Source organism: Kitasatospora sp. NPDC057015, assembly GCF_042673745.1.
Lineage (GTDB): Bacteria > Actinomycetota > Actinomycetes > Streptomycetales > Streptomycetaceae > Kitasatospora.
Genome location: NZ_JBHUSG010000015.1, coordinates 67,612 through 81,630, shown reverse-complemented (window position 1 = coordinate 81,630; position 14,019 = coordinate 67,612). Strand labels below are relative to the sequence as shown.

At 73.9% G+C, this 14,019-nt stretch carries 12 protein-coding genes; 2 read left to right on the top strand and 10 right to left on the bottom strand.

The annotated features are described in order from the left end of the window. Nucleotide 1 precedes the first annotated feature (1 nt). Nucleotides 2-670 (bottom strand): CoA transferase subunit B, encoded by a 669-nt coding sequence (locus ACFTWP_RS17115; RefSeq protein WP_380265358.1) that lies wholly within the window; start codon nucleotides 668-670, stop codon nucleotides 2-4. After that, entirely contained in the window at nucleotides 670-1,440 is a 771-nt protein-coding gene (locus ACFTWP_RS17110) for a CoA transferase subunit A (RefSeq protein WP_380265357.1), read from the bottom strand. The genes ACFTWP_RS17115 and ACFTWP_RS17110 overlap by 1 nt, the downstream gene beginning before the upstream one ends. A gap of 136 nt (nucleotides 1,441-1,576) precedes the next feature. On the opposite strand from ACFTWP_RS17110, the gene ACFTWP_RS17105 reads away from it, so the two are divergent. Beyond that, entirely contained in the window at nucleotides 1,577-3,232 is a 1,656-nt protein-coding gene (locus ACFTWP_RS17105; RefSeq protein ID WP_380265356.1) for an IclR family transcriptional regulator C-terminal domain-containing protein, read from the top strand. A gap of 114 nt (nucleotides 3,233-3,346) precedes the next feature. Here ACFTWP_RS17105 and ACFTWP_RS17100 read toward each other — a convergent pair whose 3' ends face one another. The 5 genes from ACFTWP_RS17100 to ACFTWP_RS17080 all read right to left on the bottom strand — a co-directional run bounded on the left by ACFTWP_RS17100 (nucleotide 3,347) and on the right by ACFTWP_RS17080 (nucleotide 9,765). After that, nucleotides 3,347-5,110, bottom strand: a complete 1,764-nt coding sequence (locus ACFTWP_RS17100) for an alpha/beta fold hydrolase (RefSeq protein ID WP_380265355.1) — start codon at nucleotides 5,108-5,110, stop codon at nucleotides 3,347-3,349. 205 nt (nucleotides 5,111-5,315) lie between these two features. After that, entirely contained in the window at nucleotides 5,316-5,942 is a 627-nt protein-coding gene (locus tag ACFTWP_RS17095; protein ID WP_380265354.1) for a GNAT family N-acetyltransferase, read from the bottom strand. An 81-nt stretch (nucleotides 5,943-6,023) separates the two neighbouring features. Beyond that, nucleotides 6,024-6,644 carry a DUF4328 domain-containing protein gene (locus tag ACFTWP_RS17090; protein ID WP_380265353.1) on the bottom strand — a complete coding sequence of 207 codons (621 nt, stop codon included), beginning with the start codon at nucleotides 6,642-6,644 and terminating at the stop codon, nucleotides 6,024-6,026. A gap of 195 nt (nucleotides 6,645-6,839) precedes the next feature. Next, on the bottom strand, nucleotides 6,840-7,724 hold the full coding sequence (locus ACFTWP_RS17085) for a phytanoyl-CoA dioxygenase family protein (protein WP_380265352.1): 885 nt from the start codon (nucleotides 7,722-7,724) through the stop codon (nucleotides 6,840-6,842). After that, nucleotides 7,711-9,765: a prolyl oligopeptidase family serine peptidase gene (locus tag ACFTWP_RS17080; RefSeq protein WP_380265351.1), complete on the bottom strand. Its 2,055-nt coding sequence runs from the start codon at nucleotides 9,763-9,765 to the stop codon at nucleotides 7,711-7,713. Before ACFTWP_RS17080 ends, ACFTWP_RS17085 begins: the two co-directional genes overlap by 14 nt. Before the next feature lie 342 nt (nucleotides 9,766-10,107). Between ACFTWP_RS17080 and ACFTWP_RS17075 the strand changes: the two genes are divergently transcribed. After that, entirely contained in the window at nucleotides 10,108-11,370 is a 1,263-nt protein-coding gene (locus ACFTWP_RS17075; protein ID WP_380265350.1) for an MFS transporter, read from the top strand. Here the strand turns inward: ACFTWP_RS17075 and ACFTWP_RS17070 are convergent. The 3 genes from ACFTWP_RS17070 to ACFTWP_RS17060 all read right to left on the bottom strand — a co-directional run bounded on the left by ACFTWP_RS17070 (nucleotide 11,304) and on the right by ACFTWP_RS17060 (nucleotide 13,843). After that, complete coding sequence (locus ACFTWP_RS17070; protein WP_380265349.1) at nucleotides 11,304-12,305, bottom strand: NAD-dependent epimerase/dehydratase family protein; 1,002 nt, start codon at nucleotides 12,303-12,305, stop codon at nucleotides 11,304-11,306. The genes ACFTWP_RS17075 and ACFTWP_RS17070 overlap by 67 nt on opposite strands. Before the next feature lie 84 nt (nucleotides 12,306-12,389). Beyond that, nucleotides 12,390-13,223 carry a bifunctional 5,10-methylenetetrahydrofolate dehydrogenase/5,10-methenyltetrahydrofolate cyclohydrolase gene (locus ACFTWP_RS17065; protein ID WP_380265348.1) on the bottom strand — a complete coding sequence of 278 codons (834 nt, stop codon included), beginning with the start codon at nucleotides 13,221-13,223 and terminating at the stop codon, nucleotides 12,390-12,392. Further along, the gene (locus tag ACFTWP_RS17060) at nucleotides 13,220-13,843 is read right to left on the bottom strand and encodes a cyclodeaminase/cyclohydrolase family protein (RefSeq protein ID WP_380265347.1); all 624 of its coding nucleotides are present in this window, start codon (nucleotides 13,841-13,843) and stop codon (nucleotides 13,220-13,222) included. Before ACFTWP_RS17060 ends, ACFTWP_RS17065 begins: the two co-directional genes overlap by 4 nt. Nucleotides 13,844-14,019 lie beyond the last annotated feature (176 nt).

Sequence of the window (14,019 nt, the reverse complement as noted above, 5' to 3'; positions counted from 1 at the left end):
TCTACCTTTCGAGGACGAGGGCCGAGCCCTGGCCGAGGCCGGTGGTGCGGACGGGGGCGTCGGTGCGGCTGAGGACGTCGGCGGTGCTGACACCGGGGGCGGTCTCGACGAGCAGGAGGCCGGTGTCGGTGACGTCGAGGACGGCCAGGTCGGTGATGATCCGGTGCACGCAGCGCCGCCCGGTCAGGGGCAGCGTGCACTCCCGGACGATCTTGGGGCTGCCGTCCTTGGCGGTGTGGGTCATGGTGACGACGACGCGCCGGGCGCCGTGGACCAGGTCCATGGCGCCGCCGATACCGGTGACCAGCTTGCCGGGGACGGCCCAGTTGGCCAGGTCGCCGTGGGCGGAGACCTGCATGGCGCCGAGGACGGCGGTGTCGATGTGGCCGCCGCGGATCATGCCGAAGGACAGGGCGGAGTCGAAGAAGGAGGCGCCGGGCAGGACGGTGACGGTCTCCTTGCCGGCGTTGATCAGGTCCGGGTCGACGTCGTCGGGCCGCGGGTAGGAGCCGGTTCCCAGGATGCCGTTCTCGGACTCCAGCACCACGTCGATCCCGGGGGGAAGGTGGCCGGGGATCAGGGTGGGCAGGCCGATGCCGAGGTTGACGTACTCGCCGTCACGCAGTTCGGCGGCGGCGCGCGCGGCCATCTCGTGCCGGGTCCAGGCCATCAGCGGGTCACCCGCCCCTCGGTGACGGTGCGGTTCTCGATCTTCTTGTCGGCCACCTGCTCGGGGGTCAGGGCGACGACGCGCTGGACGAAGACGCCGGGCAGGTGCACGTGATCCGGGTCGATGGCGCCTGGTTCGACGAGTTCCTCGACCTCGGCCACGGTGATCCGCCCGGCCGTGGCGGCCAGCGGGTTGAAGTTGCGCGCGGACCTGCGGAAGACGAGGTTGCCGTGCCGGTCGCCCCTGGCCGCGCGCACCAGCGCGAAGTCGGTGCGGATGCCGCGCTCCAGCACGTAGGCGGTGCCGTCGAACTCGCGCACCTCCTTGGCGGGCGAGGCCACCGCCACGCCGCCCGCGCCGTCGTAGCGCCACGGCAGTCCGCCGTCGGCGACCTGGGTGCCCACCCCGGCGGGGGTGTAGAACGCGGGGATCCCCGCTCCGCCCGCCCGCAGCCGCTCGGCGAGCGTGCCCTGGGGGATGAGCTCGACCTCCAGGTCCCCGCCGAGGTACCGGCGGGCGAACTCCTTGTTCGCGCCGATGTACGAGCCGGTGACCCGGGCGATGCGGCCCGCGGCCAGCAGGAGCGCCAGCCCCGAGTCCAGCGCGCCGCAGTTGTTGGAGACCACGTCCAGACCGGCCACGCCCCGCTCGTGGAGCGCCTCGATCAGTACGTTCGGCACGCCGCTGAGGCCGAAGCCCCCCACCGCGATCGACGCGCCTTCGGGCACGTCGGCCACGGCGAGCGCCGCCGAAGCGACCACTTTGTCCATGGAGCACTCCCAGTGTGTTCGCCTGGTGAACTAAAGTTCGCAATGCTGGTCCGGTGAGTGTGCCCACCGGCTTGCGGGCCTGTCAATGGCCCTGCCACGGTGTGGTCACCTCGCTCCAGACATCCGGGAGATGCCCATGCCACCGCTCACGTCCGCCCAGGCCGCCGCGCCCGAGGAGGCGGTCGCGCCGCTGATGCGCGGGATCGCCGTGCTGCGGGCGCTGAGCGAGGCAGGCGGAACGCTGAGCCTCAGCGACCTCCAGCACACGACCGCCCTCGCCCGCTCCACCGTCGACCGCGCCGCCGCCACGCTCGCGGTGACGGGGTACGTACGCCTCGACGGCCGCCAGGTCACCCTCGCGCCGCGCCTGATGGAACTCGGCAACGCCTACCTGTCCGCCCTGCGCCTTCCCGCGCTGCTGCGCGAGCCGGCCGACCGCCTGGCCGAGGAGCTCGACGAGTCGGTCTCGCTGGCCGTCCCCGACGGCGACGCCATCCGCTTCATCCACCAGGCCACCCGGCGGCGCGCCGTGTCGCTCAGCTTCCGCATCGGCGACCGGCTGCCCGCCGAGCGCACCGCCCCCGGCCCGCTGTTCGCCGCCGCCTGGGCCGGCGAACAGTGGCAGGCCTGGCGCACGCGGCAGGCCGGCGACCCCGACGGCGCCGCCTTCGCGTTCCTGCCGCCCCGCCCGGGCCCCGGCGAGGACGCCTTCCGGGCCCGGACCGCGGCCGCGCAGGCCGACGGCTGGGCCCTGGACGACCAGCTGATCGAGCCCGGCCTGGTCGCCCTGGCCGTGCTGGTGCCGGTGCCTCCGGGGTACGTACCGTGCGCGCTGAGCGTGGTCAGCCACACCAGCCGCCACAGCGCCGAGGAGCTGCGCGAGCGCCTGCTGCCCCGGCTGCGCGCCGCCGCCGAGGAGATGGCCGGCCGACTCGTGGCGGCGCAGGACGGCCCGCCGGCGCCGGCCGCCGAGGAACTGGCCTCGTGGACGGGCGCGTCCAAGCAGGACCTGGGGCCCGCGTTCATCGAGTCCCTGGCCCGCGGGCTGATGGTCGTCACCGCCTTCGACGGCGGCGCCCCGCTGACCCTCAGCGAGGTCGCCCACCTGACCGGGCTTCCCCGGGCCACCGCCCGGCGCGCGCTGATCACGCTGGACCACCTGGGCTACGTCCGCACCGAGGGCCGCGAGCACCGGCTGACTCCCCGGGTCCTGGACCTGGGCTACCCCCTGCTGGCCGGCACGACCCTCTCCCGCCTGGCCGAGCCCCACCTGGAGGCCCTGTCCGCCGAGGTCGGCGAGTCGGTGTCGCTGGCCGTCCTCGACGACGGCCTGGTCCGGTACACCGCCCGCGCCGCCACCCGCCGCATCATGAGCGTCGACATCGCCGTGGGCACCCGCCTGCCCGCCTACGCCACCTCCCTCGGACGGGTCCTGCTGGCCGGCCTCCCGCCCGCCGAACGCGCCGCCGGGCTCGACGCCGCGGCCGTCCGGGCCCTGACACCGGACACCCTCACGCGTCGCGAGGACCTGCGGGCGGCGCTGGAGCGGGCCGCCGAGAGCGGCCACGCCCTGGTCGACGGGGAACTGGAGGCCGGCCTGCGCTCCCTCGCCGTGCCCGTGCGCGATCGCGACGGGACCACCGTGGCCGCGTGCAACGTCGCGATGCACAGCAGCAGCCGCACCGTCGAGGCGTGCCTCGACCAGGTCCTGCCGCGCCTGCGGGACACCGCCCGACGCATCGAGGCCGACCTGCACACGGCGGAACGCTTCGTCAGGATCGCCCGTCACTGAGCCGGCCGGTCGCCTGCGGCGTCACGCACGACGCCCCGGAGCCGCTGCCCCGGGGCGGGGGAGCGGCTTCAGGGCGCGGGTACGGGCGGGCATGGTGCGACCGCCCGGGTGAGGTCAGCCCAGGGGGAGCTCCAGGCGCGCCTCGGCGCCGGCGGGGGAGCTGAGCCGGAGGGTGCTGTAGGTGGGGTTGGCGTCGGAGTAGAGCTGGTCCTTGCTGTTGATCACGAGCATGACCCGGTGGTCCGCGGCGACGTCGTAGGCGGCTGCCTGGAGGGGCCAGGTCACGGTGGTGGCCTTGCCCGGCTCGCCGGCGGCGAGGGTGAACGGCTCATGGGTGATGATGCGGGCGGTGCCGTCCGGGGCGAGGTCGAACAGGTAGGCCACCAGGGTGCTGGAGGCCTCGATGCCGGTCACCGTCACGCGCAGGTGGGGGACGCCCCGGACGCGCCGGGCACCGGCCGGGGAGATCCAGGTGGCGAGGTGGCGGCGGTCGAACTTTCCGGTGGCGTAGCTCTTCGGGTTGCCCTTCCACTCCTCCTGACCGGTGGTCAGCAGGGCGTCCACCGCGGTGGCCTCGGTGAGGTTCCCGGTGGTGAAGGAGACCTGCCATCCGGGGGCCGGGTCGCTGCCGAGCGGACCGTCCTGCCCGCCGGCCGGCGTGGCGCCCAGGAACAGCGTCTCGGTGGAGGTGGTCACCTCGTCCCAGCTCGCCCTGCCCTCGCGCACGGTGGGGGTGAACATGACCTGGCTGTTGACCTGCGGCCAGTTCGGCACCTCGTTCTGCGCGCCCAGGACGTGGTGGTCCAGCCAGGCGAAGGCCTCCTCGACGGGGAGGTTGGGGCCGGAGAACGGGACGGTCAGTCCCGAGCCCTCGGGCGCGGCGTGGTCGCCGATCCACACGTTCAGGTGCTTGGGGACGGTGAGCGCGTCGAAGGTCTCCACGACCTGGTTGACCGGGAAGAGCGTCTCGTGCCAGGTGTTGGAGTAGAACGTCGGGATGTCGCGGGCGTTGGTCTGGTCGCTGTAGGAGCGCGGCGAGCGTTCCAGTGCCCAGGCGCGTACCACGTCCAGGTTCACGCCGTCGTGGAAGTCCTTCAGGATCTGCCGGGTGGCGGCGTCGAACTTCCGCTCCTCGGGGCCGCCGGTGAAGGCGACCAGCGCGTCGACGGCGGCCAGGTGCCGGGTGTCGTTGCCCAGCAGCGCCTCGGCCAGGTCCCCCCAGGTGCTCAGCGCCACCACCGCGGAGACCCGGTCGGCCGGGTCGTTCGCCGCGACCAGTTGGCTGATCCCCGAGCCGTAGGACTCGCCGAGGAAGGCGATCCGGCTCGGGTTGAAGTGCTGCTGCGCGTAGTCGATCACCGTGGAGCCGTCCGCCCAGTCCAGCGGCCCGCCCACGTCGACCGTACCGCCGGAGGTCCACGGGGCGTCGACGAACGAGCCGCCGGGAATCCGCACGGTCGTGCCGATTCCGCGCGGCGTGTACGCCAGGACGTGGTAGCCGCGCTTGGCCAGCTGCAGGTAGGCGTACTCGAACAGCACCCACCCGAACGGGGTCCACCCGGCGGGGACGACGACCAGCGGGCGCGGCTCGTCACCGTTCAGCTTGATGGTGTGCGCGGAGAGCCGGATCCCGTCGTGCGCGGTGATCCGCGGGAAGCCGATCGTGGCGACCCGCTGGACGTCGGCGACCAGCTGCCGCAGCTCCGGGGGGAGCACCTCGTCCGCCGCGCTGCCCTGCAACGCGGCGACCAGGGCCTCGCCCACGCCGGCGGCCGCGGGGGCGACGGAGGGCCCCGACGTCCAGATGCCGGAGCCCTTGACCTGGCTCAGCTGGTTCGCGGTGACCGGGGTGATCACATCGTCCTGGGGATCGCTCATGGTTTGGTTCCTCTCAAGGTCCGTGGCCGGAACTCGTGCCCGTGCTGCTCATGTTCACGGACTTCCTTCCGTATACGTTCCATTGAGGGGTGGTGTTCACTCGAAGTGATGTCCCGTCACCACGGGGATTGACGCGACACCCGTCGGCCCCGGGCCCCCGGCGCACGTCCCCGATCGGAACCGTGCGGTGCCGCCGCCGCTGCGATCAGGCCTGCCGGCGGGAGACGGCCAGCCGGGCGCCGAGCCCGTCCTTGACGCCGGGCCATTCGGGGGCGGTGATGCTGAAGAGGACGGAGTCCCGGATCCAGCCGTCGCGCATCACCATGTGGCTGCGCAGTACGCCTTCCTGAGTGGCCCCCAGGCGGGCGATCGCGGCCCTGGAGGTGGCGTTTCGGACGTCGGTGAGGAACTCCACGCGGTTCATGGCGTGTTCCTCGAAGGCGTGGGTGAGCATCAGGAGCTTGGCTTCGGTGTTGATCGCGGTGCGCTGCCAGGACCTGCCCAGGAAGGTGAACCCGATCTCGACCCGCCGGTAGGGCAGGTTCACGGCCATGAAGCGGGTGGATCCGACGATCCGCCCGGAGGGGACGTCGACGATCGCGAAGGCCAGCTGGGTGCCGGCCTCGTAGGCGTCCAGCGCCTGGTCGATGAAGCGGCCGATCTCACGTGGATGCGGGACCAGGGTCACCTGGAGGTCCCAGAGCCGGCCGTCGCGGACCGCCGCGCACAGACCGTCGTGGTGGTGCGGCCGGAGTGGTTCGAGACGGGCGTGCTCACCCTCCAGGACGACGGATTCCAGCCCGGCCCGCGCTTCCCTGCCCGTATCCACCATGTGATCAGGCTAGATGGCCTGGCAAGGGGGTTTCGGGTGCGGCCGAACCCCGCCTCGTGTTCGGATCCCTGCGTCGGGCGGTCAGACGCCGGGGGCCGGCGCGAACGGCACGGTCGCGAGGTGCGCGCGGACCTTGGCGTCCTGACCGGCGGTGATCCGGCGGATCACCAGGATCGCCAGCGCCGCGGCGACCACACCGACCACCTGGTTGTAGAGGGAGTAGCCGTCGAGGTTCGACTGCATCCGCAGGACGATCGCTGCGCCGACGGTCTTGGCGAGCCATGCCGTCCACCAGGCGTCGATCACCCAGGTCCCTGCCACGGGGCCGGTCGCCCGCCAGATGTCCATCGTGACGCGGCGCGGGATCCACCACATCGCCACCGGGATGAACCACCCGCCGACGGCGAGACCGCCCGAGTACTTGTGCGTTCCGGGCGCGAGGATCTCGGCGTTGCGCCGGCACCGCCGGAACCAGCACAGGAACACGATGACGGTCGAGAGGAGCAGGAGCCCGGAGATGGCGCCGGTCCGGGCGAAGACCTCGGACCGGGAGCCGCCCGCCATCGCCAGGGCGAGCTGGGCCGCGGTCTGAGCGGCGATCAGGATCTGTGCGGCCAGGGCCAGCGGGCGCGGATCGGCGACCAGGCCGCTGTAGGGCAGGACGCGCGGACGCGGCGCACCGCCGAGGGATTCGGACTTCACCGCGGGCTCCGACCGGACGGGCTGCGGTGCCGGTTGCACGCAGAGATCACCCGAGGATAGGGCCGCGCCGAGCCCACCCACAAGCGCCTTTTGCCCGTCTCCCCCCGGGGCGGCGTCGTAGGTGCCCGCCAGGTGGCCCGGGTGCCGCTGCCGGCGCCGGGCCGTCCCCAGGACGCGCCCGGGCCGGTCCCGCTGTCATCCGGCCGGGGGCCAGACCGGCGGGCAGATCTCGGGGTCCGCGTAGTCCGGCTCGCCGTTCGGCAGGCGTCGGACGAACTCGTCGTGCACGTACGACGCCGGGGTGCCGTCGGCCTCGGTCGCGGGCAGGTAGCGGTTGGCGGCGTCCTGGTAGTGGACGCTGATCGCGTTGCGGGCGATCGCGCCGTGGTTGGCGCCGCTGCCGTGCACGGTGAGGGGGTGGTGGAAGCTCACCTGCCCGCGCCGGAGTTCGATCCGCCGGACGTCCACCGTCACGGCCTCGGACCGGAGGGAGTCGAGCCGGCTCCAGAGCGCGTCGTGGTCCTCGGTGACGAAGGTCCTCGCGGTGCGCAGGGCGCTGATCTCCGCGGTGTCGGGCCAGGTGTGACTGCCGTCCAGCACGGTCAGCGTGCCCATCGAGACGGTGGTGTCCTGCAGGGGCACCCACGCCGTGGTCATCCGGTCCGAGGAGCACGTCGACCAGTACGCCCGGTCGCAGTGCCATCCGACCCGGGCGTACTGCCGCGCCGCGCCCGGGCGCTTCCGGATGAGTGCCGTGTTGAAGATCCGGAGCCGGCTGCTGCCGGTGAGCAGCGCGGCGGTCCGCGCGAGGGCCGGGTGGGCGGCGAGGTCCGCCATGGCCCGGTACTGCAGGGCTATGTACTGGTTGAGCCGGGTCGGTCGGGGCTCCCCGGCCGGCCAGGCGAGGAACTCCTTCATGCTGGCCGGGGGTTCGAGGTCGCGGTGGTCCGCGTCGAGGCCGCTCAGCACGTCGTTCGCGCGGTCGAGGAGCTCGTCGGGCAGCACGGTGCCGGTCGCGTACCAGCCGTGCTGCCGGTAGAAGGCGGCGGCCTCGGCGCCGGGGGTGTCAGTGGTGGCCACGGGCGGGTGTCTCCTTCGGGAGGGGGGCGAGTGCCTGCTTGAGGAAGTGGCTCTGGGCCCTCATCACGCCCTCGATCATGGCGTGCGGGGTGCGGTGGGTCGCGGCCGAGAGCGGGAGCACGGTGTGCGGGCGCCCGGCGGCCAGCAGGGCGCCGGAGAGGCGGAGCGTGTGCGCCGCCACCACGTTGTCGTCGGCCAGTCCGTGGATCAGCATCAACGGGCGTTGCAGGGAAGCGGCTTCGGTGAGCGGGGAGTTGGCGGCGTACACGTCCTCCCGGCCGGCCGGGTGTCCGAGGTAGCGCTCGGTGTAGAAGGTGTTGTACAGCAGACGGTCCGTCACCGGTGCTCCGGCCACCGCGGCGTGGAAGACGTCGGGCCGGCGTAGGACGGCGAGCAGGGCGAGGTAGCCGCCGTGCGACCAGCCGCGGATCGCCACCCGGTCCAGGTCCAGCAGGCCGGGGAACCGGTCGGCGGTCGCCCGGAGGGCGTCCACCTGGTCCTCCACGTTCATCCTGGCCTCGTCGCAGTGGATCGACCTGTCCCAGGCCGGCCCCCGTCCGGGAGTGCCCCGGCCGTCGGCGACCAGCACGGCGAACCCCTGTTCGGCGAACCACTGGGAGAACAGGTACTTGTCGTGGGCCGCCAGCACGCGCTGGGCCGCCGGGCCGCCGTACGGGTCCAGGAGGACGGGCAGGCGCCCGGCCTCCGGCCGGTGCCCGGTGGGCAGCAGCACCGCGCACCTGAGCCGCCGGCCGCCGGCGGTGAGCAACCGCGGGCGGGGCGCGAGCACCGGCGTCTCCGCCGCGCTGGTCAGGGTGCCGGTGAGCCGGCCGGCGGTGTGCACCTCGACGGTCGAGCCGGGGCGGTCCGGCGACTGCGAGACGGTGACCAGCACCGGGCCGGACCGGGCGGCGTGGTGGACCCCGGGGGTGGTGGTCAGCCGGCTGGTCCGGCCGCCGGGCCCCCAGCGGTGGACGTGGATCTGCGTCGGGTCGTCCCCGCTCGCGCTGAACAGCACGTCGCCGGCGACGTCGAGGACGGCGCGGACCTGGAGGTCGTCCGGGGTCACCGGCCGGTCGTCGACCAGCAGCCGGTACGCGCCGCCGCGCGCCGCGACGCGGACCAGCCGGCCGTCGGCCGTCCAGGCCGGCGTGCCGGGGACGACCGCCACCCAGTGGGGGTCGGTGTCCTCGGCCCGCACCTCGGTGCTGCCGTCCGCCGCCACCGCGAGGACCCGCAGGGTGCGCTGGTCGCGTGACTGGACCTGGAGCAGGGCCGGTCCGTGCGGCGACCAGTGGACCGCGCTGAGGTAGGGCAGCGCGGCCTCGTCCCACCGGACGCGCCGGCGGGCGCCGTCCAGGGTGACGTGCCAGAGCGTCACGTGCGCGTTCGCGGTGCCGGCCGCGGGGTAGGGGATCCGGCGGGGCGTGCGGTGGGGTGCGGCGGGGTCGGCGAGGTGCCACTTCGTCACCTCGCCGGTGTCGACCCGGGCGACCAGCAGGCTCCGCCCGTCGGGCGCCCACCAGAACCCGCGGGTGCGTCCCATCTCCTCGGCGGCGACGAACTCCGCCGACCCCCAGGTGACGTCGGGATCCTCGGGCTCGGCGAGGGCGGTGTCCGGTCCGTGCGGCGAGGTCACGCGCAGGGCGCCGTCGGCCACGTAGGCGATCCGGGTGCCGGTCGGGTCCGGGTGGGGGCCGACCACGCCGGGGGCCGCCGGGACCTCCCGGACGCGTCCCGATCCGAGGTCGGCGTGGAAGAGCCGCCCCGAGAGGGCGAACACCGCCGTGCGCACCGCGGCGTCGACCGCGAAGGAGGTGATGCCGGTGGCGGACTCCCTGGTCCGCTCGCGGTGCGTGCGCTCGGCCTGGGGCGGCCGGTCCGCTCCGCCGTCCAGCAGCCGGCCCGGATCGGCGATCAGGCGCTCCGTTCCGTCCGCCGCCTCGCGCACCCACAGGCAGGTCCCGGTGTCCGACCCGGTCCGGGTGCGCAGGAAGGCGACCCGCCCGCCGTCGGGCGCGATCCGGAAGTCGCGGGGCACCCCCAGAGTGAACTGCCCGGTTCGGGCGTACTGGGCGGGAAAAGTCGCCTCGGGATTCAACTCCCACTCCTGGTCTCGACTTTGAGTCTATTGACGACGATCGGACAGCGGCATAGCATCCAGCCATGATCCGCAACCTGCTGGTCGCGCGGCGGTATCTCGATCTGGCGCGACTGAATTCATCGTACTGTCGCGGCTGTTGATCCCACCGCTGATTCGGCGTTGTCGCCCGGCGGACGGGAATTCGCGACATTCGGCGGGCGTGCCGGACAGGTCCCGACCGTAGCAGCGGCTCATTCCCCCTGTCCATGCCCGCATTTGGTGCACCGGGTGAGGGAGAACATGGCAGAGGGACTTCCGCGGGAAGTGCGCGCGCTGGTGGCGGCCGGGTTTCTGGTGTCGATCGGATATGGCTTTGTCGCGCCGGCAATTCCCTTGTACGCGCGTGGATTCGGCATCAGCTACGTCGCGGCGTCGGCGGTGGTCAGCGTCTTCGCCGTCATGCGGCTGCTGGGCGCCGCGCCCGCGGGGCGGGTGGTGAACCGGCTCGGCGAGCGCGACAGCTACGTGCTCGGGCTGCTGGTCATCACCGTCTCCACCGGCGCCTGCGCCTTCGCGGCGCAGTACTGGCAACTGGTGCTGCTGCGTGCGGTGTCCGGCCTCGGATCGGCCCTGTTCACGGTGGCCGGCGGCGTGCTGCTGGCCCGCACGGCGCCGCCCCGGCTGCGCGGCCGGGCCTCGGGGGTGTACAGCACCTTCTTCGTGCTGGGCGGGATCAGCGGGCCGCTGCTGGGGGGTGGGCTGATCGCCGTCGACCTGCGGACGCCGTTCCTGGTCTACGGCGCCGCGCTGCTGCTCGCCGCGGTGCTGATGCTGGCCGTGGTACGCCGGCCGCAGGCGCCCGCGCCGGGCGTCGGCGCTCCTGCCGAGCAGGTCGCGGGCTTCGTCGAGACGCTCCGCCATCCGGCCTACCGGGCGGCCCTCGCAGCGAACTTCGCCAACGGCTGGATGGTCGCTGGCGTGCGCATCTCACTGGTGCCGCTCTTCGTGGTCGACGGTCTGGGCCGGGGCGGCAGTTGGGCGGGCACCTCGCTGGCGGCCTTCGCCGCCGGCAACGCGGTGGTGCTGTTCGGCGCGGGGGAGTGGTCGGACCGCAGGGGCCGCAAGCCGCCGGTGGTGCTCGGCCTGCTGCTGGCGGGCGTCAGCACCGGGGTGATGGGGCTGACCGAACAGTTCTCGGTGTTCGCCGCGGTCTCCTTCACGGCCGGGCTCGGCAGCGGGATGCTCACCCCGCCCCTCAACGCGGCGGTCGCGGACGTGCTCGGGGCCCGGGGCCGGGGCGGGCCGGTGCTGGCCGGTTTCCAGATGGCGGCGGACCTCGGCAGTGTGGTCGGGCCGCTGGCCGCCGGCGCGTTGGCGAGCGGCTTCTCCTTCGCGGTGGCCTTCGCGGTGACGGGCCTCTGGGCGCTGCTGAGCGTCCCGTTGTGGCTGCGGGCCCCCGAGACGCTCCCGCCCGCGGACCCGCCGGGCCCGGCGGATCAGGCGGACTCCGCCGCGCGGAGCAGCAGTTCCTCGCGCTCGCGGGTCAGCCAGGGCCGCGCCTGAAGGCTCGCCCGGTGCCGCGGGGAGCGCGACAGCCAGGCCCAGGTGTCGGCGACGGTCTCCTCCAGCGGGCGGAACCGCGCGCCGGAGGCGAGGACGCGGGTGACGTCCACGTCGTAGACGTCCGCCTCGCCCGGGCGCTGCGGGATCCAGAGCGGGAGTTCGCTCCACGGCTGGACACCGTCGGCGAGCAGCCGGTCCTCGGCGATCCAGCGCAGGGTGGCGGACCCGCCGGTCGCGGCCCGGCAGGCCTCCAGCAGCCGGCCCGTGGTGGCGTGGCCGGGGGGACAGACGACGTTGTACCCGCCGCCGAGCCCGGCCGCTCCGGCGTCGAGCACCCAGTCGGCGAGGTCGCGGGCGTCCACGTACTGCAGCCGGCGCCCGGCGGGCCCGGGCGCGAGGACGTCGGTGTGCTCGCTCATCCGCAGCAGCCACCAGGGGAGCCGTCCGACGTACTCCCGGGGGCCGACCACCAGTCCGGGCCTGGCCAGCAGTGCCCGCTCGCCGAAGACGGCCGTGACCTCGCGCTCGGCGGCGGCCTTGCGCTCCGGGTAGCCGGCCCGCTCGTCCGGCGCGGCGGTGAGCAGCGGCCGGGACTCGGTCAGCGGGGGTGGCGCGGGGTGCCGGTAGACCGTCAGGCTGGATATGTAGCAGTAGCTCTCCGCCGCGTCGGCGAGCAGCCGGGCGCTGGCGCGCACCGCCGAGGACGGGCCCTGCCAGGTGTCCACCACCTGGTCCCAGTGCCGGCCGAGCAGGCGGGCGAGGTCGGCGGGGTCGGTGCGGTCCCCGGTGATCCGCTCCGGCGCGCCGGCCCCGGCCGGGTACGCGGTCGGGGGATCCCAGTTGTAGGTGGTGACCGCCCAGCCCCGGGACAGGGCGGCCTCCACCACCGCCCTGCCCACGAAGGCGGATCCGCCCAGTACCAACAGCCTTCGCATGCGCCGCTCGTCCTCTCGTCGCCGTACTCCGGGGGTCGCCGCCGGCCGGACCCGGGTCGGGCCGGCGGGACAGGGCTGCGGGGTTCAGCCGCGGGCGGCCGCCACCGTGTGGCGCAGCAGCAGGGCCGCGGTGACCGGCCCGACTCCGCCGGGCACCGGGGTGAGGGAGCCCGCGCGTCCCTCGGCGCCGGCCGGGTCCACGTCGCCGACGAGTCCGCCGTCGTCGGTGGGGTTGGTGCCCACGTCGATGACGACCGCGCCCGGCTTGATGTGCTCGGCGCCGACGAAGTGGGGGCGCCCGACGGCGACCACCAGCACGTCCGCCTCGGCGCAGACCGCGGCCAGCTCCGCCGTGCGGGAGTGGCAGACCGTCACCGTGGCGTGCTCGTTGAGCAGCAGCAGCGCGGCGGGCTTGCCCACCACGGTCGAGCGGCCGACCACCACCGTCCGGGTGCCGGTGAGGACGACCTCCTCCCGGTGCAGCAGCTCCAGGACGGCCGCGGCGGTGGCGGGGGCGAAGGTCGGCAGGCCCGCCGCGAGGCGTCCGAGGCTGGTGGGGCTCGCGCCGTCCACGTCCTTGCTCGGGTCGATGTGGGCCGCCACCTCCTCCAGGAGCACCCCGTCGGGCAGGGGGGTCTGGCAGATGACGCCGTGCACCGAGGGGTCCGCGGAGAGCTTGCGCAGCAGCTCCGCGATGTCCGCCGCGTCGGGGTCGGTGAGGTGCTCGACCCGGCTGGTCACACCGGCCTTGGCGGCGGTCCGTTCGATCGAGCGCACGTACCAGGCGGTGGCCTCGTCCTGGGTGGGCACCACGATGGCGAGCGTGGGATCGGTGCCGGCGGCGCGCAGTTCGGCCGCTGCGGCGGAGACCTCGGCGATGATGTCGGCGGCCACGGCCCGCCCGTCGATGAGCTTCACTTGGCGATCTTCTCCCGGACCTCGGCCACGACGGCGTCGGCTTCGGCACCGGCGGTCACGGCGGCGTCGAGCCGGGCCCGTACGGCGGTGCGGTGTGCCTCGTCCGCGAGCGCGGCGAGGTTGATCTCCACGTTCACGACCGCGGCGTCCAGCGCGGCCCGCGCGGAGGAGGCGGCAACGGCGACGTCGGACACGACGTTGACGTTGGAGCCGGGCAGGATCCGGCGGGCGAGGGCGATCAGAGCGGCTGCCAGCTCTGCGGTGCGCAGCGGTACGTCGGCGGCGCCGACCAGGGCCTGCTGGATGGCCGCGGTGCGGGCCAGCCTCTCGTCCTCGGTGGTCTTGGCGAGCTGGTAGGCGGCGATGACGGCGCCGAAGGCGGCCGCGTCGTCGGCGGCCAACCGCACTGCGTCGCCCCGGAGTTCCTCCGCCTCGGCGAGTGCCTCGGTCAGCTCCTTCTCGTACTCCGCGTACTTGGGCCGGCCGATGGTCAGATTGCACACCATGGAGATCAGCGCGGCACCGACGGCGGCGTTCATCGCCGCCGCCGCGCCGCCGCCCGGTGTGGACGCCTCGGACGCCAGTTCGTCGAGCCATCCGCCAACGGTGTGGTTCTGCATGCAAGCTCCCTAGAGGGGTCCGGTACAGAGCAGGGCGAAGCAGAGCCTACACAGCTCAGAGGGGTGACGCAGCGTCGGTTCGTCGGCGCAGGGTGAGCTGTTGGTACGTCAACTCTTTGTGTTTGCTGTGTAGTTGCTGAGGTGGCCGGCAGTGGTCCTCTACATGTTGCTGCAAC